We start from the raw sequence: 23,513 nt of genomic DNA, 5'->3' as shown, positions 1-23,513 counted from the left end.
ATGGATTGGAGTCTTCTGCTTCTGATCGCCCTGGCGCTGGGATTTGATTTTTTAAACGGGTTTCATGATTCCGCAAACTCAATCGCCACAATTGTTTCGACGCGCGTCCTGACCCCGCGTCAGGCTGTCGTCTGGGCCGCCTTTTTTAATTTCGTCGCCTTCCTTTTCTTCGGTTTGCATGTCGCCGGGACGATCGGCAAGGGAATTGTCGATATCGCCATTATGGATTCCCATATTATCTTCGCCACCCTCATCGGCGCCTGCGCCTGGGATCTGATTACCTGGCGCGTGGGTCTGCCGACGAGCTCTTCCCACGCCCTCATGGGGGGTATGATCGGTGCGGCTCTGGTAAAAACGGGCACAAGCGCTCTTTTGTGGAAGGGAATTCTTACAACCGTTGCCTTTATCTTCATTTCGCCCATCCTTGGCCTTATTCTGGGCCTTGTTTTTGGCAGCGCCGTGCACTGGATCTTCCGGAAAAAGGCGCCCTCCCAGGTTGATCATATCTTCCGTAAAGGGCAGCTTCTGTCGGCGGCGTTGTACAGTTTGGGGCACGGCGGCAACGACGCCCAGAAAACCATGGGAATTATCGCCGGTCTGCTCTTCAGCGCCGGTCTGCTGGGAGACAAGTTTTATATCCCCCTCTGGGTCGTCCTTTCCTGTCACGGCGCCATCGCCCTCGGCACTATGTCCGGCGGCTGGCGGATAGTCAAGACCATGGGGCAGAAGGTCGCCAAGCTGAAACCAGTTGACGGTTTTTGCGCCGAATCCGGCGCGGCGGTCAGTCTTTTTCTCGCTTCGAGCCTCGGCATTCCGGTAAGCACCACGCATACGATCACCGGCTCGATTATGGGGGTGGGCTCCCTGCGCCGCTTAACCGCCGTGCGCTGGGGGGTGGCAGGCCAAATCCTCTGGGCATGGCTTTTAACGATCCCCTGCGCCGCCCTGATCTCGGCTGCAACATACGCAATCAGCTCCGGTTTCTGAAGAGGCATTTGCAACACTCCCCATTCTCGTCACTCCCGCAATCATTTTAAGCGGGAAAACGAAGTTTAATGTTCATAATCTGGTTCTAACTGCTTGAAAAACCGTATTCCCGATAGAAGCATTGTGTACATTAAGCTCCGCTTTCGGGAATGACAAATAGTTTTGCAATTGGCTCACAAGTTTATAAAGTACAATGAACTCGCTTTTTTGCTGTGTCAACCAAGCTATCTGAGCCTTGAGAGCACCCTTTGACCGAATCGGTGGGCGGGCTTGCAAATTCCGCCGCCAACATCCCCTCCCGGCAATTAAGTTGCTTAGTTGTCGGGAGGTATTCACCAGAGTTAATTGAATTGAATATTATCGGGAAAACCGCCTCGGCCACTGTTGGGCGCCATGAAGAACGCGCAGGATTTGAATGGTTTTTCCTTTAATGCGGTAAACAACAATGAAAGGAGACCTGACGACAACGAGCTCTCGTGTTCCCTTTACGCGTCCTGGTCTGCCCATCCGTGGCTTGTCTATGAGTAGCGACACCTGTGTTTCGATTTTATCACCCTGTTCGATAGCCGCAAGGGGCTGATCGGCGGCAATATAATCGACAAGATCGTCAAAATCCCGTTGCGCCGTCGGAAGCCATTCCAGAATCAATTCTGTTTCCTCTGCATGGGAACAACGCGTTGCGCCAGTTCTTTACGTTTGGCATCCCATCTGCCGCGCACCTGTTCATGCGGGATGAAAGCAGTGCCAGGCTTGTCCGCTTCTTCTACGGCTGGTTCGATCTGTTGCCGGAACCAGCGATCGTGTTCTTCGGCGGCCTCCTTCGACAGCTTGACGGGAAAAGGCAATCCCTTCTCCGCCACTACCTGGTGAAGAAAAAGCCGGATGGCTTCGCTCATGGAAAGGCCCATCCCATCCAAAAGCGACTGCGCCTCAATCTTTAACGATGCGTCTATCCTCGAGCGGATCATGGTGTCTGACATATTGCCCCTCCTTCAATCTTTGTAACTACAATATAGCCCTATTCAGACCCAATATCAATACAATTCTGATTATGTGGTTGTGATTGCCCTGATTATATTATAGGCTGCTCATCAAATTTCAGCATTAATGCAGGGGGAATTGACACCATGTGGAGATCTCCATCATCCGTATAACCTTAATTTTGACATGATATCCGGAAGCGGTAAAATAAATGCTTGCATTTTGTTTGTCAAGAGATTTAGAGATATCTCACCCGGGTTTGTAATGGGATAGGAGGGTTGGCGTTTCATGAGCGCGGAAATGCAACTGCAAGGTTGCGATCCGGGTCCTTCTGAATTTGCACACGGATGGCAGAAAGAGTTCATACAGATTTATGGCAGCAGAAAAGAACGATCCAGCTTTCCATGGCTCAGCACTCTTGCGATGCTCTACCCGATTGGCGCGCAGGTGACAATCGCCAATCAAGGTGCACCACTCTTGCCCACGCTCGGCTACGGTTTTGCAAACCTTGGATATCTACATTGGGTGCTGGGGTACTGGCGGGCAGTTTTCGGGCTCTTGGATTCAGATATAGAATTCCGCCACTCATTGCTGCAGTGGCGGTTTGGCTTGTCGGCACGATGCTGAGTAACCTATAAGGGCGTACACAAATGGATGCACTGGATTTTCAACTCGCTGCGCTCTTTGAAAACCAGTGATCCATGGCGTTCGACACTAAGAAATGAAAAAGAAAACACTACTGAGTTGGAGTAGCGGGAAGGACAGCGCATGGGCGCTCCATCTGCTGCGGCAAGACCCTGCGACAGACCTTCAGGGGCTGTTCACTGTTATGAACCAGAAACACGACCGCGTTTGCATGCACGCAACTCGACCGAGATTATTGCATCGGCAGGCCGAGGCGGTCTGCCTGCCAATCCAACTCATCAACTTCCCTGATCCCTGTACAAACGATCAGTCCGATGCCGTCATGCGTGAATTTGTCACCCAATGCACGGCGAATGGGATTGAACAGATTGCGTTCGGAGACTTGTTTCTTGAGGACATCCGCAGGTATCGTGAGAAACAATTGACGGGGACTGGGATTGAACCAGTCTTTCCGTTGTGGAAGATTCCCACGGACGAACTCGCCGAACAGATGCTTGCCGGAGGCATGGAAGCGTACTTGAGCAGTGTAGACCTCAAGAAATTACCCGCTCGTTACGCAGGCCTGAAATGGACGAGGGAGTTGCTTAAGGAGTTTCCGGAGGGAACAGACCTGTGCGGAGAAAATGGAGAAATTCACACGGTCGTTGTCGGCGGCCCGATGTTCCGAAAGGCCATTCCGATCACGGTTGGCGAAATCGTCGAACGGGAAGGGTTTGCCTATGCCGACATCATCCCGATGAACTAAAAGCACTGTCGAACCAGCAACAATATGGGCAAAATGATGAATGCAAGTCAATACGAGGAGAGTCTCAGGAAACTGAAGTTGAACGTTTACATGTTTGGCAAGAAGGTCGAAAACCCCGTTGATGATCCCATCATTCGACCGTCCATGAACGCCGTCGCCGCCACCTACGAAAACGCCCGCAAACCCGAATACGAAGACATCATGACGGCCACTTCCCACCTCACCGGCAACCGGATCAACCGGTTCACCCACATCCACCAGAGCGTCGAAGACCTGGTGAAAAAAAGCAAGATGGGGCGTCTTTTGGGGTCGCTCACCGCCTGCTGTTTTCAGCGTTGCGTCGGCATGGATGCTCTAAACGCCCTGTCGATCACGACCTATGAGCTCGATGCGAAGTATGGGACTGTCTATAACAAACGCTTCCTGGCGTATCTGGAGTACGTTCAGGAAAACGACCTGGTCTGCACCGGCGCGATGACCGACCCCAAGGGCGACCGCGCGCTCGCCCCCTCGCAGCAGCCCGATCCGGATATGTTCCTGCATGTCGTGGAAGAGAGGAAAGACGGGATCGTGGTAAGCGGCGCCAAGCTCCACCAGACCGGCGCGGTAAACTCCCACGAGCTCATCGTGATGCCAACCCTCTCCATGCGGGAGGAAGACAGGGATTATGCCGTATCCTTCGCGCTTCCCAGCGATACCGCAGGTATAACCTACATCATCGGGCGGCAATCCTGCGATACCCGCAAGCTCGAGGGTATGACCTTCGATCGGGGCAACATGTATTACGGCGGCCACGAGGCGCTAATCGTCTTCGACAGGGTTTTTGTCCCCTGGGAGCGGGTTTTCCTGTACAAGGAGCATGAATTTACCACCCAGCTCGTGGAAAATTTTGCCGCTTACCATCGCCAGAGCTACGCGTGCAAGGTGGGGGTCGGCGATGTGCTGATCGGGGCGACCCAGACCATTGCCGAGTACAACGGCGTGGAAAAGGCCTCCCATGTGAAGGACAAGATCGTCGAAATGAATCACTTGAACGAAACCCTTTTCTGCGGCTGCATTGCCTGCGCAGCGGAGGGGCACAAAGAGCCGTCTGGCACATATCTCGTCGATGTTCTGCTGGCCAACGTCCACAAGCAGAATGTCACGCGCTTCCCTTACGAAATAGCGAGACTTTCCCAGGACATCGCGGGCGGCCTGATGGCAACCTGTCCCTCCGCTCAGGATCTCCACTCGCCGGTGGTGGGCAAATGGGTGGACAAATATCTGAAAACAAAACAGGATGTTCCCACCGAGCACCGTCTGAGAATACTGCGGCTTATTGAAAACATCACCCTGGGAACGGCGGCTGTCGGGTACCTGACGGAATCCATGCATGGCGCCGGCTCCCCCCAGGCCCAGCGGATCATGATTTCCCGGCTGATCAATCTGAAGCAGAAGCAGAAGAAAGCGAAGTGCCTGTGCGGGATCGAGCGAGAAAAATAAGGGAGAAGTCGGTCTTGCCGAAACTGTATCTAACGAGTCCCCAGGGCGCCGACTTTGCTGTTGAACAGCTAAAGATAACAAGCGATGACCGCTAAGCGGCGTTATTTTCATGGCAAGGTTCGCAAAAAGTAGCGACCGAAAACCGAAAGGGGAGGCGAAGTATGAGCGGCAGAGAAATAATGACGGCAATTGTAAGAGAGACTATTGCAGCAACACTGCCGGCCAATATGGTGCGCGAGAAATTGAAATTTGCCCAGGGGGTTCTGAGCATTGAAGGGAAAAATTTTGTTATCCCCGAAGAACGCGGGGTGCATCTGTTCGGCAGCGGGAAAGCCGCCGTGGAGACGGCGCGGGCGGTAAAAGAGTTGCTGGGGGAAAAGCTTGCGGAGGGTTTTGTTGTCTCGAACTATCCCGCCTTCCTCGACGGCGTTGAGGTGTTTGAGAGCTCGCATCCGGTGCTGACCCAAAAGAGCGTCCGCGCGGCGGAAATGCTGATGGAAAAAATGGCGGCGCTTGCGGTGGAAGATTTTTTTATCTATGTGTTGTCCGGGGGCAGTTCCGCCCTTATCGAAAAACCGGTCCCCCCGATTTCGCTTGCGGATATGCAGTCGCTGACGAAGGGACTCCTGGCGGGCGGCGTTCCGATCGAAGAGATCAACATCGTTCGCAAGCACCTCTCGCTGGTCAAGGGTGGACGGCTGGGCCGCTTGACCAGGGCGCGCGGAGTTGTCCTGGTGGTTTCGGATGTGATCGGCGACGATCTCGAGGCGATCGGCTCGGGACCTTTGTATTTTGATCGTTCCACCTTTGCCGACGCGCAGGCGATCCTGAAAAAATACCGCCTCTGGGAAGGGGCGCCGGCTGCCATCAGAACGGTTGTTGAGCGGGGATTGTCCGGACAGTTGGAGGATACGCCGCAAAGCGAAAACCCGCCGATAGAGCACTTCATTATCGACAGCAACATTAAAGCCCTCCTGAAGGCCAAGGAGAATGCCGAAAGGCTGGGCTTAACTGCCCGGATCATGACTTCCCGCCTGCGCGGAGAGGCGAGGGAGGCGGCCCGGGCGATAGTTGCCATCGGCGAGGAGATTGCGGCAACGGGACAGCCCTTTCCCCCGCCAGTACTGTTGCTTTTCGGTGGGGAGACGACGGTGACTCTTCAAGGCGACGGACAGGGAGGGCGCAATCAGGAGATGGCGCTTGCCGTGCTCAACGAGCTGCGCGGGGCTTCCCGTTTTGCGTTCTTCAGCCTGGGGACGGACGGGATCGACGGCAATTCGGACGCCGCCGGGGCGATAGTCTCTCGGGAGAGCTGGGAAAAGGCGCAGAATCTCAATCTCAACATTGAACAGTATCTGTCTATGAACGACTCCTATCATTTTTTTGAACAGACCGGCGACCTTGTCAAAACCGGTCCCACCGGCACAAATGTGATGGATATTTCGGCGCTTCTTATAAACGGCTGAGGGAAAACTAATCAGGAATTTTTAGCTGCCGTTGTGCGGCCGACCTGCCGCTCCGCGAACAGGAACGCCAGCACCGAACCAACCGTTGACAGGGAGATGACAATATAGAGGGTCAAAAGGTTTGCCCGGGCCAGCACAGAGGTGGCCAAAAGCGGACCGGCGCCGTTTCCGGCAAAACGGGCGGAATTAAGGAAGCCGATTTTTGCCCCGCCTCCTCCCCCGGCAAATTCAGCCATAACCAGCGAGATAACGGCGGCGATCGCCCCTGTCTGGAGCATCCGCACCGCGGCAAAGGAGAAGACCCCGGGGGCGAAGTACATGATTATTTGTAAAAAAGCCGAGAAAAGGCAGGCCGCGACTATTGTTTTTTTGATCTTCGCCAGCGGCGTCAGGTTGCTGATCAGGTAATTCCCCAAAATCGCAGTTGCAGTATATCCCATCATTACAAACCCGGCAGCCTTGAGGGCGTCATTGCCCTTCAGCGAAAATCCTGCCAGGACGTTGGGAAGAATGGCTGGCAGAAACGTCAGGTTGACAGTGGCGATGAAGCTCAACACCCATCCGAAGATAACTTGCTTCTTATATGAAGTTTTACCTTCAATTTCTTCTTGTTTCGGGGCAATCCCGGAAACGTATAAATGGCAGAGCAGCAGGCTCACGGAAATTAAAGCCGCCGAGAGGATAAACGGCGCCGTGTAGCCCATGTGCACGACAACGTAGGCGCCCACCGGAGGAGCCAGCAGTTGGCCGGCGGTGATCGAATTCTGAAACAAGCTAAGGTTGCCGGCCAGTTTTTCCCGGAGGGAAAGCCGTGATACCATAAAAATGCCGATAGTGGAGGCGCCGCCCAAGACGCCCTGGAAGATCCGGAGCGCCAAAATCAACGGCAGGCTTCGCGTAAAGCCCATCAACAGAGTAATGACGCCGCTTACAAAGAAAACCCTTTCGTACATTAGTTTGGGACTGTATTTGGCGGTCAGGCTTCCCCAGAAAGGGGCGACGGCGGCCATAACAAAGGAGTTTAGCCCCATGATCAGTCCGATCCAGATCATCGTCCGGGTAGGGCTGTATTGGCTGATGTCCAATATGTAAAAGGGCATGAAGGAGATTACGATGTTCATGCCGAAGGCAAAACAGAACTGCGACAGGACAATGGCATAAACAGCAGCATTCCCGCCGTCTTTTCCCTCGCTCCCTTCGCCTGTGCCTGTCTGTCGTAGAGTTTTCATGGCTCCTTTTACAGAATATCCGGCTAAAAGCAACAGCAAATCGGGAAGTGTTTCTATCTTTCTTCTTCCGTCAGCGCCTCGGCAAATTTTAGCTGCTGCTCCAGCACGGCCACCGTTGCGTCGGAAGCGTCATTTTGGCGCGCCCGCAGGCGACGGCAAAGCTCGTCCGGGGGCGCCTCGCAGGCGAGGATTTTAAAAGACAGGTACAGACGACCGGCCAAATTGCGAAATTGTTCCCTTTGAATTCGCCGCAGGAAAGCCGCATCAACGATTACCGACCAACCGGCGCTCAGCGCGTCTTCGGCCAGTTTTTCCAGACGGCGGTAGGTTCTGTTCGTCGCTTCTTCCGTGTAGATGTTGCCGCCGACGTTCTCGGGCGCCAGACCGAACAGGCGCTTTCTTTCGACATCGGAACGGATGCGCACCGTATTGGCTGTCTTATCGCCCAGCAGGAGTGCGGATGAGAGTGTGGTTTTGCCGGAACCGGAAAGACCGTGGGTGATGGCCAGGGTTGGCTGTGGGCGGGCAGAAAGGCGAGTCGCCATCGCCAGATATTCACACGCCTCGGCAACATTGCTGCCGAGCGCCGCCACTTTGGCCCGCACCAGGGCGCGGTAAACTGCGTAAAAGGGCAGCACCCCCAAGGCTTCGAAGTCGCCGGTTGCCGCCAGCCATTCGCTGATAAGCCAGTTGGCAAGACCGGGTTGGCCGTGGTCGAGCAGATCCTCGTAGGTGAAGGCCAGCTCGCTTGCCTGATCGACCCAGCGCAAATCTTCGTTGAATTCTATGCAGTCGAAGGGGACGGCTCTGCCGTCAAGGAGGACAATGTTGCCCAAATGCAGGTCGCCGTGGCACTCACGGATGTGCCCGGCTCTCTTGCGGGCGGCGAAGCTGGTCTGGCGCCTTGCAAATTCAATTCTTGTCCATCCTTCCAGCTTCGCTAACAACGCTTCTGCTGTCGGGAGCAGAGAGCGCAGTTCCTCGAAGTTTTCCAAAGCCAGCGCCAGCACCTGATCTGCCTCGCCAAAACGGCTTCCCGGCGGCGCTTTTTGTGCGGCTGCATGAAAGGCCGCCACGGTCTGCACCAAGTCGGAAACTATGGCCGGTGTCAGCTCGCCCCGGGCGCAGACGTGGTCCATGCGCCATTTCTCGTCGAAGCGGCGCATCTTTACTGCCCACTCGATGGCTGGCGTTTCGCCGAAGCGCGGCGCCGCAGGCGTACCTGCGATCGCCTCCAGCCCCAGGTAGATATCGGGCGCATAACGACTATTTAGCATCAGTTCCGCCTCGCAGAAGGCGCGGCGCGCCTTGAGGCTGCTGTAGTCCACAAAAGGGAGTTTTACCGGCTTCTTGATTTTGTAGGCATAGTCGCCAGCCAGAAGCACCCATGATATATGGGTTTCCAGCAGCTCCACCTTCCCGGCGCCGTGTTCCTGGCGCGCCCTTTTCAGCAGGGCGGCAATCAGCGGCGGCAGGGTCGGGGATTCAATCATGGGTTTTCCCTCAGTCACCGTACTTTTTTGATTTCGGCCTGAAGGCGGCGCCGCTCCTCGCCTGCCCGGGCAAGCGTCTCGCGGTTGCTGTCGTCCACCCGCATGAAGGCAGCGCGCCATGTTTCGTTTTCCCAGTGAAACGGCGTCTGGACAGTGGTGCGCGGCATCCAGGCACGCTCCAGCAGCTCGAGCGCACTTCCGACGATCGAGCGCTGCATCTCTTTGTCCCAGGGTTTTCCACAGGGATTCCCCAGCGGAAAATCGGTGAACATGAAGCGGGCAACGCCGCACTCTTCAACGACGTCCCGCGCGCAGCCCATGACCACCGTGGGGAGGCCATTCGCCTCCAAGTGCCTTGCTACCAGACTCACGGTCTGGTGGCAAACCGGTCAAAGCGCCATCAGAATCACGGCGGCGAGGCCATCCTCCCGGCACCACTCGAGTATCCGGGGGGCGACATCCTGTGCTGTTCGCTTCTGGCTGTAATCGGTGGGGACTCCGTAGAAGCGGGGCGAAGCCGACCCGATTCTGCCTGCTTCGGCTTGCTCGGCAAGGCGGTTTATTGGCAGAAAACTGTCAACATCCTCAGTATGGGTCGCATTCTTGTCCCAAAACAGATCGTTGGTGTATAGATTTTTCGGCGGCGGGTTCACCGGCTCCGCGTAGGGGCCACGCATTCGCCCTCCAGCCCCGATCAGCCCCTCCGCCGACGTTCTGCCTGCTGTTGTCACCAATCCCACCCGGCATTCGGAGAGCGGTTCTTGCAGCGGGGCAAAAGGGACTTCTTCGTGATGGGCCCAGGCGTAAGGCCTGGTGTAGCCCTGGGCGGCGTAGTACTCCCGGCTGCGATCTATGTAACTGACGAAAGAGCGGTAAGGCCTAAGATCATCCATGAAATCCTCCTAAGGTAAAGATTTGTTTTTCCGTGACTGCTTTTTAATGAATCTGCCTGTGCCCCGGCTCGTCTCCGGAATAAAGTTTCTTTATAATGTTTTTGACAGCGGCTTGCTCTCCATCTTGCTGATTCCATGTATTTTTATATCACAATAATCATCTTATAGCGATTAATTATTAAGAGATTCAGTCCGCGCACTTTAGTCTTGGGCCTTTTCCGACTTGCCCATGGTGTTTCTTGTTTTTCCCGGTCCAGCCAAAACAGAAAAGCATTGCATCGTTGAGGGGTTTGCTGTAGAAGGCGGGCGCGGCAAGCTTGTGATTGAAGATGCCGAAAAGATAATTGTGCAGGAGAAATAATGAAAAACTTTTTTACCCCGGACGGGGTAATCGTCGTCGGCGCAACTTCCAACCCGATAAAGGGCGGAAACGCCATCGTGAAGAATCTGCAGATGGGGTACAAAGGCCCAATCTACCCGGTCAATCCGCGTTACGCGGAGATTGAAGGCCTGGCCTGCTATCCGTCGGTTACGGATGTTCCCGGCAAAGCCGATCTCGCGATAGTCTTCGTGCCGGCCTCCCAGGTGTCGGAGGTGGTGGAAAAGTGCGCCGCCAAAGGGATACCCGGCGTAATGATTGAATCGGGGGGGTTCGCCGAAACGGGTCCCGCGGGGGCGAAATTTCAGACAGAGCTGCTGGAGATTGCGGCCCGCACGGGGATTCGCATCTGGGGGCCGAACTGCATGGGTCTCGTGGATGTTGCAGGCAGCAACATCTTTTCCTTCATGGTGCCGGAATGGCAGCAGCAAGGCCTGCTGATTCCCGGCCGCGTCTCCCTTGTTGTTCAGAGCGGCATGCTCTCCGCGGTTTTTCTGGTGGATATCATGACCCATGCCCTGACCGGTATTGCCAAAGTATGTTCGCTGGGAAATAAGGTTGACATAAATGAGTGCGATATCCTTGAATATTTCATGGACGACCCCCAGACGGACGTAATCGGGATGTATCTTGAATCCTTTGCCGACGGCAGACGTTTCCTGGAGTTGGCGCGCTGCTGTACAAAACCTATTGTCGTACTCAAAGGGGGGAAAAGCGAAAAGGGGGCCGAAGCGGCGATGAGCCACACCGCCTCGCTTGCCGGAAACCGCCGGATCGTCTCCGGCCTGATGAGGCAGGCGGGGGTTATAGAGGCAACGGACTTCCGGCAAATGGCCGATATCTGTCGCTCCCTGGCCTTGACGGAACCGGCCGCGGGGGGGAAAAGAACGGCCATTCTCACCTTCAGCGGCGGGGCGGGGATCGTCTCCACTGACTTTGTTGAAGAACAGGGACTTGCCCTTGCCGACTTTTCCCCGGAAACAAAACGGGAGCTGGAAAAACTGTTTCCGTCCTGGATGCCCGTTTCCAACCCGGTCGATTTGTGGCCGGCTATTGAAAGTCATCTCGGCTCGGGCGTTGACGTTCAGGGCCTCGCCCTGTCCGCTGTCCTTGCCGACCCGGGGGTGGACGCGGTCTTTCTGCATCTGTCCGCCGGGAATATCCGGATGCTGTCCAATCTGTCATCCTTTGCCGCCCTGATCAAAAAACACGGCAAACCGCTTGTCGCCTGGCTGGTCGGAAAACAGGATTTGGTTTTAAAAACCCAAAAGGAAGCGCTTTTTGCGGGAATTCCAGTTTTTACCGAGATCGGCCGGGCTGCCGAATGCCTGAGGGCGGCCATACGCAAACGTCGCCTGCCCGAAGGAGCGCCGGAGGTCTCACCGGTAAATATTCTCCCCAAAATAGAAAAAATCATGACCGCAGAAACCGGGGCGCTTGACGAGCATCTCTCGAAACAACTGCTGGCGGCCTGCGGAATCCCGACCGTCCTGGAGGCGGTCGTTAATTCGGCAGCGCAGGCCGAAGGGAGGGCGGCGGAATTTGGTTTTCCGGTTGTCATGAAGGGTCTCTTGCCCGGCGCCATCCACAAGACCGAACTCGACCTGGTGCGCCTCGGCATCGCCGATGGAAAATCCGCCCGGGAAAAATTCGCCGAACTTGACCGAAAGATGGAAAATCGGGGCAAGGTCCTGCTTCAGAAGCAGATCCCCGGCAAGGTGGAACTCATTCTGGGGCTCCTGCGCGATCCCCAGCTCGGGGCATGCGTCATGTGCGGCATCGGGGGCATCGCTGCGGAATTATACGAGGATGCCGTTTTTGCCGTCGCCCCGCTGACGCTGCGAGAGGCGCGGGAGATGATCGCCGGCATCCGCGGACAGAAACTGCTGGACGGCTTTCGGGGTTCAGCGCCGGTAGATCGGGAAGAGCTCGCCCGCATTATCGTCCGCATGGGCGAGATCGGCCTGGCCTTCCCTCAAATCAGCGAAATTGACATCAACCCGCTGCTCTATGGCCCGGATGGCGCCGTTGCGGTCGATGCAACTGTCGTGCTGCGGTAATTTTTAGAAGCTTAAACAAAAAATGGAGGAAAATCAATGAACCAGATCCCCGTTGCCATTATCGGCCTTGGCCCCGTAGGCCAGCTCATTGCGAAAATAGCATCCCGGCGGCCCAATTTGCGGCTCGCGGCGGCCGCCGACATCGCCCCCGGGTACAATAACCGGGATTTGGGAGAGATTCTGGACCTGCCCCCGCTGGGCGTAATGGTAAGGCCCACCATTCCAGAGGCGCTGCATTCGGCAGCCGTCCCGGGGGTGGCAATCGTCTGCACCGGTTCCTGGCTGAAAAGGATCACGCCGCAGATTATCACCTGCCTCGAGGCGGGCTGGCACGTCGTTTCGACCTGCGAACAGCTCTCCTACCCTTTTCAAAACTGCCCCGAAGAGTCGCGCCTGATTGACGAAAAGGCGAAAGAAAAAGGGCTGGCCGTTCTGGGCACCGGCGTCAATCCGGGCTTTGCGATGGATATCCTGCCTGTTTTCATAAGCGGCGCCTGCAGTCTGGTTAACTCGGTACTGATCGAGCGTTTTCAGGACGCCTCGCTCCGCAGGCTCCCCTTCCAGCAGAAAATCGGCGCGGGACTCGACCTCGCCGAGTTCGAAAAGAAGGTTGCGGAGCTGACCATTCGTCATGTCGGGTTCTCCGAATCCGTGCAACTGATCGCCGCCGCGCTGGGGATTGCGCTCGACAGGATCGAGGAGCGCGTCTATCCCGTGATGGCGACGAAGACGCTCCGCAGCCAGTTCATTGAGATTGCCCCAGGCCGGGTCTGCGGCGTCGATCAGCTCTGTCAGGGATATCACGCCGGAAACGCCGTCATCACGCTCCACCTTCAGGCCTATTTCGGGCACCCCGACCCGAAAGACCGCACCTTCATCGCTGGAGAACCGCCCCTGGATGTGACGGTCAAGGGCGGACTCCCCGGAGACACGGCAACCTGCGCAATGGCCGTAAATGCCGTCAAAAGGATTGTCCAGGCGTCGGCCGGCCTGCGCACCATGCTCGATGCCGGCGTGATTTCTTCCTGGCTTGCCCGGCAGTGACCATGGGTTCGGGAAAGAGCGGCAAACCCATCCCCACCCTTTCCCTCCTCTTCAAGGGGAGGGAATTTTAATGCAATGCTTTCAATAAGTTGATGTATATTTTCCGGTGAAATGATCGGGTAATTGTAGTAGTTTCCGGGATTCGACTTACGCGCCGCTTCCGGCAGAAAGCCACTGGGCTTGAGGGTCAGAGGCCATGTACGATCTCCTGTTCAAAAAAGTTACGGTTGTGGACGGAACCGGCGGGGCGCCGTATGAAGCGGACGTCGCTGTCGCCGGGGACCGCATTGCGGACATAGCCCCCGCATTGTGCGGCGCTGCCCCGGTCGTCGTCGCAGACGTCGGCCTTGTTCTGGCGCCGGGCTTTATCGATATTCACAGCCACACCGACGCCAATATCTTCGAGAATCCTTTTGCCGAAAGCAAGCTGCTGCAGGGCGTAACCCTCGACGTGACCGGCAATTGCGGCCTGGGTTTTTTCCCTGTCGCCGAAAATCGCAGGGGAATGCTCGAAGAGTATCTCGCCATGCATGAGTTCGTTTTTCCCCAGGGCGGAAACAAGTGGAGCGATCTGGCGGGTTTTGCCGATAAGCTCGAAAAAGGCGGCATCGGCGTGAACCTGGCGCCGCTGGTCGGGCACGGTGCGTTGCGGATTGCGGTTATGGGAATGGAAAATCGCCCGCCGGACCGGCAGGAAACGGGAGAGATGAAGCGTCTTTTGGAAGAAATGCTCGCTCAAGGGGCGTGGGGAATGTCCTCAGGCCTGATCTACCCGCCCGGCAGCTTCGCCGGCACAGAGGAGTTGATCGAACTGGCCTTGGTTCTCGCCCGGAAATACGCGCTTTACGCGAGCCACATCCGGGGCGAAGGAACAACCCTGTTTGCCGCAATTGATGAGGCTATCGAAATCGGCAGAAAATCAGGCGCAGCCATCGAGGTTTCCCACCTGAAAGCGCTGGGAAAGGCAAATTGGGGCCGGGCCCAGGAAGCCCTGAACAGGATAGCGGAGGCCAGACGGCAAGGCATTGACATCGGCGCCGATCAGTACCCCTATGAGGCCACAGAGACCACCCTCTCCGTACTGCTTCCCGGCTGGGCACTCGCCGGCGGCGCTCAGGAAACCGGCAAACGCCTTGCTGACGCGAAGCTGATTCCGAAGCTTACAGAGGCAATAAAAAAGCTGATCGCCGAGCGCGGCGACGCCGCAACAATCATGTTTACCGGAATCGCTTCCGAGAAACTCCGTTTTTTGTCGGGGAAAACCCTTGCCGATGCGGCCGCTTTTTGGAATCTGGCGCCCGAGGCGACGGCGCTGCGCATCCTCCAGGAGGACAGCTCCATCCACGCCGCTTTTTTCTCGCTTTCTCCCACCGACGTCGAGTCCATCATGCAAAGCGACTTCGTTGCCGTCGGTTCGGACGGCCTGGCGCTTGCCGCCGCCAAGGCCGAGGGAATGACCCACCCCCGCTCGTATGGAACCTTCCCCCTGGTTCTGGAAAACTACGTTCGGGAAAGAGGACTGCTTTCACTGGAAAAGGCCGTTTACAAGATGACCGGCCTGCCCGCGCGCCGTCTTGGCCTGACCGACCGGGGCGTCATCCGCTCCGGATATATCGCCGATCTGGCGCTGTTTGATCCGGCGAAAATCGCCGCCCGGTCAACCTTCGCCAATCCTCATCAGTACCCGACAGGCATCCGGATGGTAACGGTAAACGGACAGATTGCCGTGCGCGACGGCAGATTAACCGGCGTTTTGGCAGGCCTGATATTGAAAAAGCAGGGGGTCCCAAGGCCGGATCGTCACCCCCGAGCAGACGATCCCGCTTGATAATCATGACGAATTCAAGGATTTTTAATCACTCCGCAGCATCCTTGCACTTTGCAAGGAGGATGCCTCTCCGTTTGCGGAAAACGGCGGGCGCGGCGGTTGACCGAGTTTGGATATTGAATCCGGGAAAGCAAAAACTGATCAGTTACTTTATCTTCCTGATCTCTTCCTCCTTGCCGACGACAACCAGCACATCGCCGTCCTTGAAGATGAAGTCCGCCTTCGGGATCATGGTCAGTTTGTCGGAAAGCACATCCTTGATAGCGATAACCTCGACATGGTAACGTGAGCGCAATTGCAGTTGGGCAATGCTTTTCCCAAAGAATTCATTGGGAGGGGCCACCTCGGAGATTACATAATCGTCGGAAAGGGGCAAATATTCAAGGACATTTGGCGAGATGATACTTCTGGCGACCTTGTGGGCAACCTCCCGCTCCGGAATCATCACCTCCGTCGCCCCGACCTTTTCCAGAATCAGCTTGTGTTCCTCGTTCGGGGCCTTGACGATGATCGTCCGGATTTTCATCTGCCGGAGGTGCAGGGTGGTCAGCGTCGAGGCCGCGAGATCCTCGCCGAACGAAACGATGACGACGTCGTCCTCCTGGATGCCGATCTGCTCCATCACCTCCCGGTTTGTGCCGTCGGCGACCATCGCCTTTGTGGAGCAGTCCCTTGCCGCCTGCACGGCCTGCTTGTCCTTGTCGATGGCGATGACCTCTAAACCGCCTTCATACAACTCCTTCACGATATTGAAACCGAAGATACCAAGACCGATCACAACCACCCGCTGCTGCATCGCTAATCCCTCCCCTCTTTCACCGGTCTAACCGACCATAACGGACTCTTCAGCATACTCGATTTCGTTTTTTCCCTCGGAATACCAGGAAAAGGCCAGCGTCAGCGGCCCCACCCGGCCTGCAAACATTATTACAATAATGGCTGCCTTCTGAATATTGCTCATTTCCGGCGTTATTCCCATGGAAAGGCCGGCTGTGCCGAATGCGGAAACTGTCTCAAATATGTACTCGATAAAAAGGTGGCGGGTCGCCTCGGGCGGCAGGGCATTTTCTCCCCCGAAGAACAGCATGATCGAGACAACAATCCCGATCAGCAAAAATGCGGCAAAAACGATCGAAATGGCGCGCCCCAGAATCTCCCGGGGAATCTGCCGGTTGAAAACGCTGACATTGAAACGCCCCCGCATGCGGTTCCAGATCATCAGCACCATCAGCGTGAAACTGGTTGTCTTGATGCCGCCGCCGGTCGAACCGGGAGAGGCGCCAATGAACATCAAAATTATCATTAACAGAACCGTTTCGTTAGTCAAACGGTCGATCGCCACAGTGCTGAACCCCGCGGTACGCGAGGTTACGGATTGGAAAAGGGAAATAAGAAAAGCAGCCGGCCCGGAAACGCCATTGAGGGCGTTGTGTGCCTCAAACAGATAAAAAAAGAAGGCGCCCGCAAAAATAAGCATCGTCGTTGTCAAGAGAACAAGCTTGGTATGCAGCGAAAGCCTTTTGAGTTTGCCCCGGTAGTATAAGATGATCTCCTGCTGCACCATGAACCCTATGCCGCCGAGAATGATGAGCCCCATGACCGTGAAATTGACAATCCAGTCTCCCTGATACCGGGCGAGGCTGTCGGAAAAAAGCGAATAACCGCAATTGTTGAAGGCGGAAACGGCATTGTAGATGGCATGGTACAAGGCGGTCGCGGGGGGGAAATCAAAAAGGAAGCGGATAAACAAAATAACCGCCCCGGCAGCCTCGGCAATAAAGGTAAATTTCAGGACTTTTTTGATTACAGGGACAAAATCACGCCGGGGGGCATAGAGAAAGGCGCTCTGAATCAGTTCCCTTTCCCGGAAAGAAACGCCCCGTCCCAACAGCCCGAAGATGACCACGGAAAAGGTTATTATTCCCAAGCCGCCGATTTGAAAAAGAAACAGTGTCACGAGCTGACCGGCAAAGGAAAGATCGCTGCCGATATCGATAACGGCAAGACCGGTTACGCAGACTGCGGAGGCCGAAGAAAAGAGCGCGTCCAAAAAACTCAGACGTTCTTTTCCCGCCGCAAAGGGCAGCCAGAGAAGAACCGCCCCGATCAGAATCACGGCGGCAAATCCGAGCAGAAAGATCCGGGGAGGCGTCATCCGCCGGGAAACGGCTCTTTTGATCTGCAAAAAAACCTTCATGCCTGCCCCGTTCGTTCATTGCGCATCATTTCGCCCTTTTCGTCTCCGGAGCATGGCGATAATCATGGCAAACGCGCCGACGGTAATCGCCGAATCGGCGACATTGAATGCCGGCCAGTGGTAGTTTCCCAGGTAAAAATCAAGAAAATCAACCACCTCCCCAAAGCGAACCCGGTCGATCAGATTGCCGGCAGCCCCGGCAAAAATCAGCGCCAGAGAAATGATCAGGGGATAATCGTCAATCAGGCTGACCCGCAGATAGTAGAGAATCAGCAGAATCGCCCCGATGGTGATGGCAATAAAAAACACCGTGCGGAAAAACGGCGGGGCGCCGGCCAGAAACCCAAACGCGGCCCCGGGATTTCTTACTGATGTGATGTTAAAGAAACCGTTTATTACGGCATAAGAGTCATGGAGGCGCATCGCCGACACAATCCATGCCTTTGTCGCCTGATCGAGGAGAACCACCAGAAGCGCTATCGTCAGAAAAATTCCATTTTTTTTGTTCAAAGATAACCCCTCCTGCCCGAGTTAGGGAAAAAGACCTTGCCAGCTTTTCCCTCTTAAACCCCCGCCCGGCCTTCGACCAACCTCTCCCTCCGGGGGAGGGCATAAAAATCCTCCCTCCGAAAGAGGGATATAAAATACTCCCGGTGGGGGAGGGCATAAAAATCCTCCCTCTCCCACCGGGAGAGGGTCGGGGTGAGGGCACGGGCCTTGCAATTCCTTAACCGGATAACGCTTATTTATCGTCACCAGGCCCGACGTTACCTACGCACCGCACACAGAGCGTCGGATGGTCGGCGCTTTCGCCCACCGTCTCGCTGTAGTTCCAGCAGCGTTCGCACTTGACTCCTTTCGCCCGACTCACGCCTACGACCAGCCCGGGAATTTCCGGACTCTGATAGCCATTTTCAATTGCCGCGGCTTCAACGACGGCAACCGCCGAGACAATCAAAAATGCACGCAAATTCTCGGTATTTTCCTGAAGCAGCGGGCGAATGTCATCCGGCGCGGCAATCAGGACCGCGACGTCCAAAGAGTGGCCGACAACCTTGTTCTGACGCGCCGTCTCAATGGCCCGGGCAACCTCGCTTTTTACGGCGATGAGTTTCTTCCATTTTTCGCCCAGTTCCGGTTGAAATTTCACGCTGTCCACTTCCGGAAAAACGGTCAGATGGATGCTCTCCGGCTTGCCAGCCTGCTCCGGCAGGGCCAACCAGATTTCTTCCGCCGTAAAGGTCAGAATCGGCGCCAGAAGCCGGGCCATCGCCCCCAGAATTTCCTGCATCGCCGTCTGTCCGGAGCGGCGCGGACGGGATGCCGTCTTCGACGTATAAAGACGGTCCTTCAGCACGTCCAGATACAAAGAGGAGAGATCAACGGTGCAGAAATTGTACAAAGTCGTATAGACCTGATGGTACTGGTAGAGTTCGTACGCTTCGCGCACCCGGCTTATCACCTCCTGCAGCCGGTGCAGAATCCAGCGGTCCATCTCCTCCAGGTCTTCATAAGGGACGGCGTCCGTCTCCGGCTGGAAATCCGAGATATTGCCGAGGATGAAGCGGCCCGTGTTGCGGATGCGCCGGTAGGCCTCGACCAAACGCTTCAGAATCTCCTCGGAAACCCTGATGTCTTCGGTGTAGTCCGCCGAGGCAACCCAGAGCCGGAGGATCTCGGCCCCGTAGCTGTCGATGATCTTTTGCGGGTCGGTCACGTTCCCCACCGATTTCGACATCTTCTTTCCGTCGCCGTCCACGACAAAACCGTGCGTCAGGACATTGCGGTACGGGGCGCGTCCCCGGGAGGCCACCGACTCCAAAAGCGAGGAGTGAAACCAGCCCCGGTGCTGATCGTTGCCTTCAAGGTACATATCCGCAGGCGAGCTGAGATAGTCCCGCCCTTCGAGGACGGCGGCATGGCTGACGCCGGAATCGAACCAGACATCGAGGATGTCGGTTTCCTTTTTGAAGTCGTCGCCGCCGCATTTGGGGCAGACGCATCCCGCCGGCAGCAGCTCCTTAGCTTCGCGTTCAAACCAGACATCCGCCCCGTATTGGCGGACAAGCGCCACCAGGTTGTCAACGATCGGCTGATTCAGCATCTGCTCCCCGCACGTCTTGCAGGTAAACACTGTAATCGGCACGCCCCAGAGGCGCTGACGGGAGATGCACCAGTCGGGACGGTTTTCGATCATTCCATAAATGCGGTCCCGTCCCCACGCAGGAATCCATTTGACGTTGTCGATCGCCTGCAGCGTCTTTTTCCGCAGGTCGTTTTTCTCCATCGAGACAAACCACTGTTCCGTGGAACGGAAGATGATCGGGTTCTTGCAGCGCCAGCAGTGGGGATAGGTATGCTTGATCTCCACCCGGCCCAGGAGCGCGCCCGCGCCCTTGAGCTTTTCGATCACCGCGTCGTTCGCGGAAAAGACGAACTGACCGGCAAAATCCTTGACATCCTTGGTGAATTTTCCGTCGTCGTCCACGGGGGCGTAGTTCTCCAGACCGTATTTCATCCCGATCTCATAATCCTCCTGGCCGTGGCCGGGGGCGATATGTACGCAACCGGTGCCGGTATCGAGGGTGACAAACGGGGCGAGGATCAGAAGGCTCTCCCTGTCGATAATCGGATGGCGGAACTTCAGTCCCTCCAGAGCAGAACCGGGAAACTCATCGAGAATTTCATACGGCTCACCGCCAAGACCGAAGGCGCTCAGACAGTTGTCGAGGAGTTCTCTGGCAAAAATCAGCACCTCCCCCCTGATCTTGAGGGCAATGTAGATAAAATCGGGATGGAGCGCAATCGCGAGGTTGGCGGGGATTGTCCACGGGGTCGTCGTCCAGATGACGACCGACGTCTGCTCGCCGGCGAGCTGCGGCCGGCGCAGGGAAACATCGGAAACAGCGGGGAATTTCACGTAGATCGACGGAGTGCTGTGATCCTGATACTCGACCTCGGCCTCGGCCAGGGCCGTCTTGCAGGAGGCGCACCAGTAAACGGGCTTTTTGCCTTTATAAACGCCGCCGCCCAGATAGAGTTTCCCCAGCTCGGCTACGGTCGCCGCCTCGTAATCGTAGGTCATCGTCAGGTAGGGATTGTCCCACTCCCCGAAAACCCCCAGCCGCTTGAACTGTTCCCGCTGAATATCAACGTAACGTTCGGCGTACTGGCGGCAGAAACGCCGCTTTTCCGTCTGGGAGAGGGTTCCTTTCTTTTCGCCCAATTCCTTGTCAACCTGGTGTTCAATGGGCAGGCCGTGGCAATCCCAGCCGGGGACATAAATGCTGTCGTATCCGGCCATATTTTTCGATTTCACCAGCACGTCCTTGATGATCTTGTTGAGCGCCGTTCCGAGATGGATGCTGCCGTTGGCGTAGGGCGGCCCGTCGTGAAGTATGTAAGGCTTTCTACCTTTGGATGTCTGGCGGATCAGGTCATAGATATGCATCTTGTCCCAGCGGGCAAGCATTTCCGGCTCACGTTTGGCGAGATTGGCCTTCATCGGGAAATCGGTGTGCGGCAGATTCAGTGTATCCTTGTAATCCATCTAAAAGCGCTCCTTAACACAAGTATTCTTTCTTAAAAGTGCGGCAGGCTACCATATATCCCGTATCCTTTCAAGGTGGTTTTAAAACGGACTTTGGTAGTACGCTGCAGTTTGGTTATGAGGCGAGACAATTGCATAACTCCGTGTCATGCTCGAATACTTTTGTCGGGCATCCATGATTTCAAATAGTTAAAAACTGGATTATGAACATTAGATACGTTTTGTGAACATCAAGCTTTGCTTTCCCGCATATTAGTGCAGCAGCCGGTGTGTCGGCGTGATCTGCCGCGCAAGCTTGTCCGGCACGCCTGCTTCTCTTGCATATTCGGGCCAGCGGGCGACTGCTTCTTCAACCTGCGCAACGATGGCTTCGGCCCCCCTGATGCCGAACTGCTGGGCAACGCTCATAACATCCGCCTTCGTAAAATGGTCCCTTTTCCCGTTGACGCTCATCTGATGGCGGTTTGTCCATGCACCGGCCGGATTGTAGGCCCAGACGATATCGAAGGCGGGCGCAAGCGACCAAACACCGTTTTGATCCAATAAAAAGGCGATATTGCGCGTATGGTCGTCCTGATTGCGTGCCGCCACGTTGAAGGCCATGCGCCGAAACATCTCCTGCATAGCCGGGTGACCCAGGTTCAACCTTTGTATGACCGCCAGGGCCTGTTCATAGCCGTATTCGCCGGCGGCATTAAAGTCGTAATGGGCCAGGGCGCAAAGGGACTGCATGTGAATTTTCCCGCCATCAAGGGTCCGGTCAAAGCGCCGGGTCATGAAATGCGCCCGTCCGTTCTCTTCCAGGAGACGGCAGGGCATCATCCGGATGCCTGCGGCCGTTGCCATCAGATGGTAGGCATATTCAACGCGGCAGAAACCCTGGGGATCGCACAGCGATTGATCGTTCATGCCGTCGAACTTTAAGATCCAGGGCTCGAAACCCGGGGGCGGCGGGACCTGGCCGGAGCGGACTTCCAGAGTGGCGGGATGCCAGGCGATCACCGCCTTGGCCCGCTGCCCTCCGGCGGACGTGCCGACGCGGACGATCGTCCCCAGGGCGCGCGCCTTTTCCCCCTTCAGTTGCACGGCCCAGTCCGTGCGGTGGCGGAGAATATCAGCGGCAAGCTGCGTCAGCTCGGCGACCTCGATCGGTTCGCTCTTTCTCGCCCGCTCGCCCAGCGCCGGTTTGAATTCCAGCGCGCCCATACCCCGGGCGCCCATGTAGCAGAGCCGCTCCACCGGCGTAAAGTCGTCGGCCCTCCGTCCCTTGCGGGCCAGCCAGAGGTCGATGAAGCGGTTGCCGAATCTGTCCGGCAGGGCGTCGGCCAGCAAGCCCGGCAAACCATAAAAGGTCGTTCTGTTCAGCGCGGGAAACGAAAAGACCCCGCTGCGCAGGGGGAGCATCAGCGGCGCAATCTCCAGGCCGCGGCGCACGAATGCCGGTTGATATTCAAATGTCCCATAGCCCCGGTCATGGTCCCAGGCACAGGCGCCCACCAACTGCCCCCAGAGGCGAACTTCGACCACATCGACTTTTCTTACCCCTTGGGCCATGGGCTACGGCTCCTTTGCAACAGGCTTCACGCGCCTCACTGCCGCGCGCTGGCGCCGGCGGCCCTGCATTTTGGCCAGTTGCAGGGGACTCAGTTCCGGGGCTTGGAAAAAGGCATCCAACTGCTCCAGTTGGCCCAGCGCCCGCATGATGCGGACCAGATTTTCGAGGGTGCAGCCGCGACCGCCCTCCAGGCGCTGGACGACGATTCGCGCCACGCCTGCCTGTGCCGCCAGGTCCGTCTGTGTAATGTTGCGGTTGAGCCTCTGCCGGCTGACCCGTTCGCCGATTTCGGCCAATATGGCCTTGTCGTGCATCGCTGCAAACTGCATGGTAAACCCCCTACTGTGGATTGCCCTGTCTTCATAGAGAAACGACCTAACGCAAAATCTGGGAAAAGTCAATAGAGCGCATTATAAATAAGTCTCAAATAGCGATAAATATATTTTGAGCACTATAAATAATGCAGTGGAAAAGTGAAAGAGGGCATAGATTTATTTTCCCCTTTTTTCCTACAGAGCCAATTGCAAAACCATTTGTCATTCCCGAATGTCTCTATCGGGAATACGGTTTTTCAAGCAGTTAGAACCAGATTATGAACATTAAACTTCGTTTTCCCGCTTAAAATCATTGCGGGAATGACAGAATGTGAGAGTTTTGCAATTTCCTCGATGATGTAAATTTTGGGGTCAGAGTAAAAAATTCCCCTCATTGCCTGCATCCTCAACGTTTTACAGGCGCCGAGCATGGAATAATGTGGCCGCCTGCCGGGAAACATGGTAAAGGGGGAAAAAATTCAGGCAACGGGATATGGAATCAGAAAATGTAAAAAGACAGATGGCTTTCAGCATAGCCGGCAGGGCCATCACTATCGGTCTCTGGATCAATGTAGTTCTGATGGTCGTAAAGCTGCTGTCCGGCCATTTCGGCCATTCCGAGGCGGTGTTTGCCGACGGGCTGGAAAGCGCGACCGACCTGCTGG

At 56.1% G+C, this 23,513-nt stretch carries 20 protein-coding genes; 8 read left to right on the top strand and 12 right to left on the bottom strand.

What is annotated here, in order from left to right; translation table 11 throughout:
• On the top strand, positions 1-987 hold the full coding sequence (locus K0B01_03145; protein MBW6485134.1) for an inorganic phosphate transporter: 987 nt from the start codon (positions 1-3) through the stop codon (positions 985-987).
• A gap of 357 nt (positions 988-1,344) precedes the next feature.
• Here the strand turns inward: K0B01_03145 and K0B01_03140 are convergent, their stop codons facing one another.
• Both K0B01_03140 and K0B01_03135 read right to left on the bottom strand, forming a co-directional pair.
• The gene (locus K0B01_03140) at positions 1,345-1,635 is read right to left on the bottom strand and encodes a type II toxin-antitoxin system RelE/ParE family toxin (GenBank protein ID MBW6485133.1); all 291 of its coding nucleotides are present in this window, start codon (positions 1,633-1,635) and stop codon (positions 1,345-1,347) included.
• Positions 1,632-1,967 (bottom strand): type II toxin-antitoxin system RelB/DinJ family antitoxin, encoded by a 336-nt coding sequence (locus tag K0B01_03135; protein ID MBW6485132.1) that lies wholly within the window; start codon positions 1,965-1,967, stop codon positions 1,632-1,634. The genes K0B01_03140 and K0B01_03135 overlap by 4 nt, the downstream gene beginning before the upstream one ends.
• A 289-nt stretch (positions 1,968-2,256) precedes the next feature.
• Between K0B01_03135 and K0B01_03130 the strand changes: the two genes are divergently transcribed.
• The 4 genes from K0B01_03130 (at position 2,257) to K0B01_03115 (ending at position 6,306) form a co-directional block, all read left to right on the top strand.
• Positions 2,257-2,595: a hypothetical protein gene (locus K0B01_03130; GenBank protein MBW6485131.1), complete on the top strand. Its 339-nt coding sequence runs from the start codon at positions 2,257-2,259 to the stop codon at positions 2,593-2,595.
• A gap of 94 nt (positions 2,596-2,689) precedes the next feature.
• Entirely contained in the window at positions 2,690-3,358 is a 669-nt protein-coding gene (locus K0B01_03125; GenBank protein MBW6485130.1) for a hypothetical protein, read from the top strand.
• A gap of 33 nt (positions 3,359-3,391) precedes the next feature.
• Entirely contained in the window at positions 3,392-4,840 is a 1,449-nt protein-coding gene (locus tag K0B01_03120; GenBank protein ID MBW6485129.1) for a 4-hydroxyphenylacetate 3-hydroxylase family protein, read from the top strand.
• Between the two features lie 161 nt (positions 4,841-5,001).
• The gene (locus K0B01_03115; protein ID MBW6485128.1) at positions 5,002-6,306 is read left to right on the top strand and encodes a glycerate kinase; all 1,305 of its coding nucleotides are present in this window, start codon (positions 5,002-5,004) and stop codon (positions 6,304-6,306) included.
• Between the two features lie 11 nt (positions 6,307-6,317).
• Here K0B01_03115 and K0B01_03110 read toward each other — a convergent pair whose 3' ends face one another.
• The 4 genes from K0B01_03110 to K0B01_03095 are packed head-to-tail and all read right to left on the bottom strand — an operon-like array spanning position 6,318 to position 9,921.
• Positions 6,318-7,535, bottom strand: coding sequence for an MFS transporter (locus K0B01_03110; GenBank protein ID MBW6485127.1), 1,218 nt, complete (start codon positions 7,533-7,535; stop codon positions 6,318-6,320).
• A 53-nt stretch (positions 7,536-7,588) separates the two neighbouring features.
• Positions 7,589-9,028 (bottom strand): AAA family ATPase, encoded by a 1,440-nt coding sequence (locus K0B01_03105; protein MBW6485126.1) that lies wholly within the window; start codon positions 9,026-9,028, stop codon positions 7,589-7,591.
• A gap of 14 nt (positions 9,029-9,042) precedes the next feature.
• On the bottom strand, positions 9,043-9,399 hold the full coding sequence (locus K0B01_03100; GenBank protein ID MBW6485125.1) for a hypothetical protein: 357 nt from the start codon (positions 9,397-9,399) through the stop codon (positions 9,043-9,045).
• Positions 9,400-9,417: 18 nt separating this feature from the next.
• On the bottom strand, positions 9,418-9,921 hold the full coding sequence (locus K0B01_03095; protein MBW6485124.1) for a hypothetical protein: 504 nt from the start codon (positions 9,919-9,921) through the stop codon (positions 9,418-9,420).
• Between the two features lie 360 nt (positions 9,922-10,281).
• On the opposite strand from K0B01_03095, the gene K0B01_03090 reads away from it, so the two are divergent.
• The 3 genes from K0B01_03090 to K0B01_03080 all read left to right on the top strand — a co-directional run bounded on the left by K0B01_03090 (position 10,282) and on the right by K0B01_03080 (position 15,232).
• A complete protein-coding gene (locus K0B01_03090; GenBank protein ID MBW6485123.1) occupies positions 10,282-12,360 on the top strand; it encodes an acetate--CoA ligase family protein in 2,079 nt (692 codons plus the stop codon).
• A 36-nt stretch (positions 12,361-12,396) separates the two neighbouring features.
• The gene (locus K0B01_03085) at positions 12,397-13,404 is read left to right on the top strand and encodes a hypothetical protein (GenBank protein ID MBW6485122.1); all 1,008 of its coding nucleotides are present in this window, start codon (positions 12,397-12,399) and stop codon (positions 13,402-13,404) included.
• Between the two features lie 196 nt (positions 13,405-13,600).
• A complete protein-coding gene (locus tag K0B01_03080) occupies positions 13,601-15,232 on the top strand; it encodes a D-aminoacylase (protein MBW6485121.1) in 1,632 nt (543 codons plus the stop codon).
• Between the two features lie 145 nt (positions 15,233-15,377).
• Here K0B01_03080 and K0B01_03075 read toward each other — a convergent pair whose 3' ends face one another.
• The 6 genes from K0B01_03075 to K0B01_03050 all read right to left on the bottom strand — a co-directional run bounded on the left by K0B01_03075 (position 15,378) and on the right by K0B01_03050 (position 22,935).
• The gene (locus K0B01_03075; GenBank protein MBW6485120.1) at positions 15,378-16,028 is read right to left on the bottom strand and encodes a TrkA family potassium uptake protein; all 651 of its coding nucleotides are present in this window, start codon (positions 16,026-16,028) and stop codon (positions 15,378-15,380) included.
• Positions 16,029-16,055: 27 nt separating this feature from the next.
• Positions 16,056-17,429 (bottom strand): TrkH family potassium uptake protein, encoded by a 1,374-nt coding sequence (locus K0B01_03070; protein MBW6485119.1) that lies wholly within the window; start codon positions 17,427-17,429, stop codon positions 16,056-16,058.
• A 15-nt stretch (positions 17,430-17,444) separates the two neighbouring features.
• A complete protein-coding gene (lspA, locus tag K0B01_03065; GenBank protein ID MBW6485118.1) occupies positions 17,445-17,939 on the bottom strand; it encodes a signal peptidase II in 495 nt (164 codons plus the stop codon).
• A 232-nt stretch (positions 17,940-18,171) separates the two neighbouring features.
• A complete protein-coding gene (gene ileS / locus K0B01_03060) occupies positions 18,172-20,979 on the bottom strand; it encodes an isoleucine--tRNA ligase (protein ID MBW6485117.1) in 2,808 nt (935 codons plus the stop codon).
• Positions 20,980-21,231: 252 nt separating this feature from the next.
• A complete protein-coding gene (locus K0B01_03055) occupies positions 21,232-22,533 on the bottom strand; it encodes a type II toxin-antitoxin system HipA family toxin (GenBank protein MBW6485116.1) in 1,302 nt (433 codons plus the stop codon).
• Positions 22,534-22,536: 3 nt separating this feature from the next.
• Positions 22,537-22,935 (bottom strand): helix-turn-helix domain-containing protein, encoded by a 399-nt coding sequence (locus K0B01_03050; GenBank protein MBW6485115.1) that lies wholly within the window; start codon positions 22,933-22,935, stop codon positions 22,537-22,539.
• Between the last annotated feature and the right edge of the window lie 578 nt (positions 22,936-23,513).

The organism is Syntrophobacterales bacterium, from assembly GCA_019429105.1.
Lineage (GTDB): Bacteria > Desulfobacterota > Syntrophia > Syntrophales > UBA5619 > DYTH01.
The sequence above is the reverse complement of the archived record's forward strand: the minus strand, read 5'-3'. Positions and strand labels throughout refer to the sequence as shown.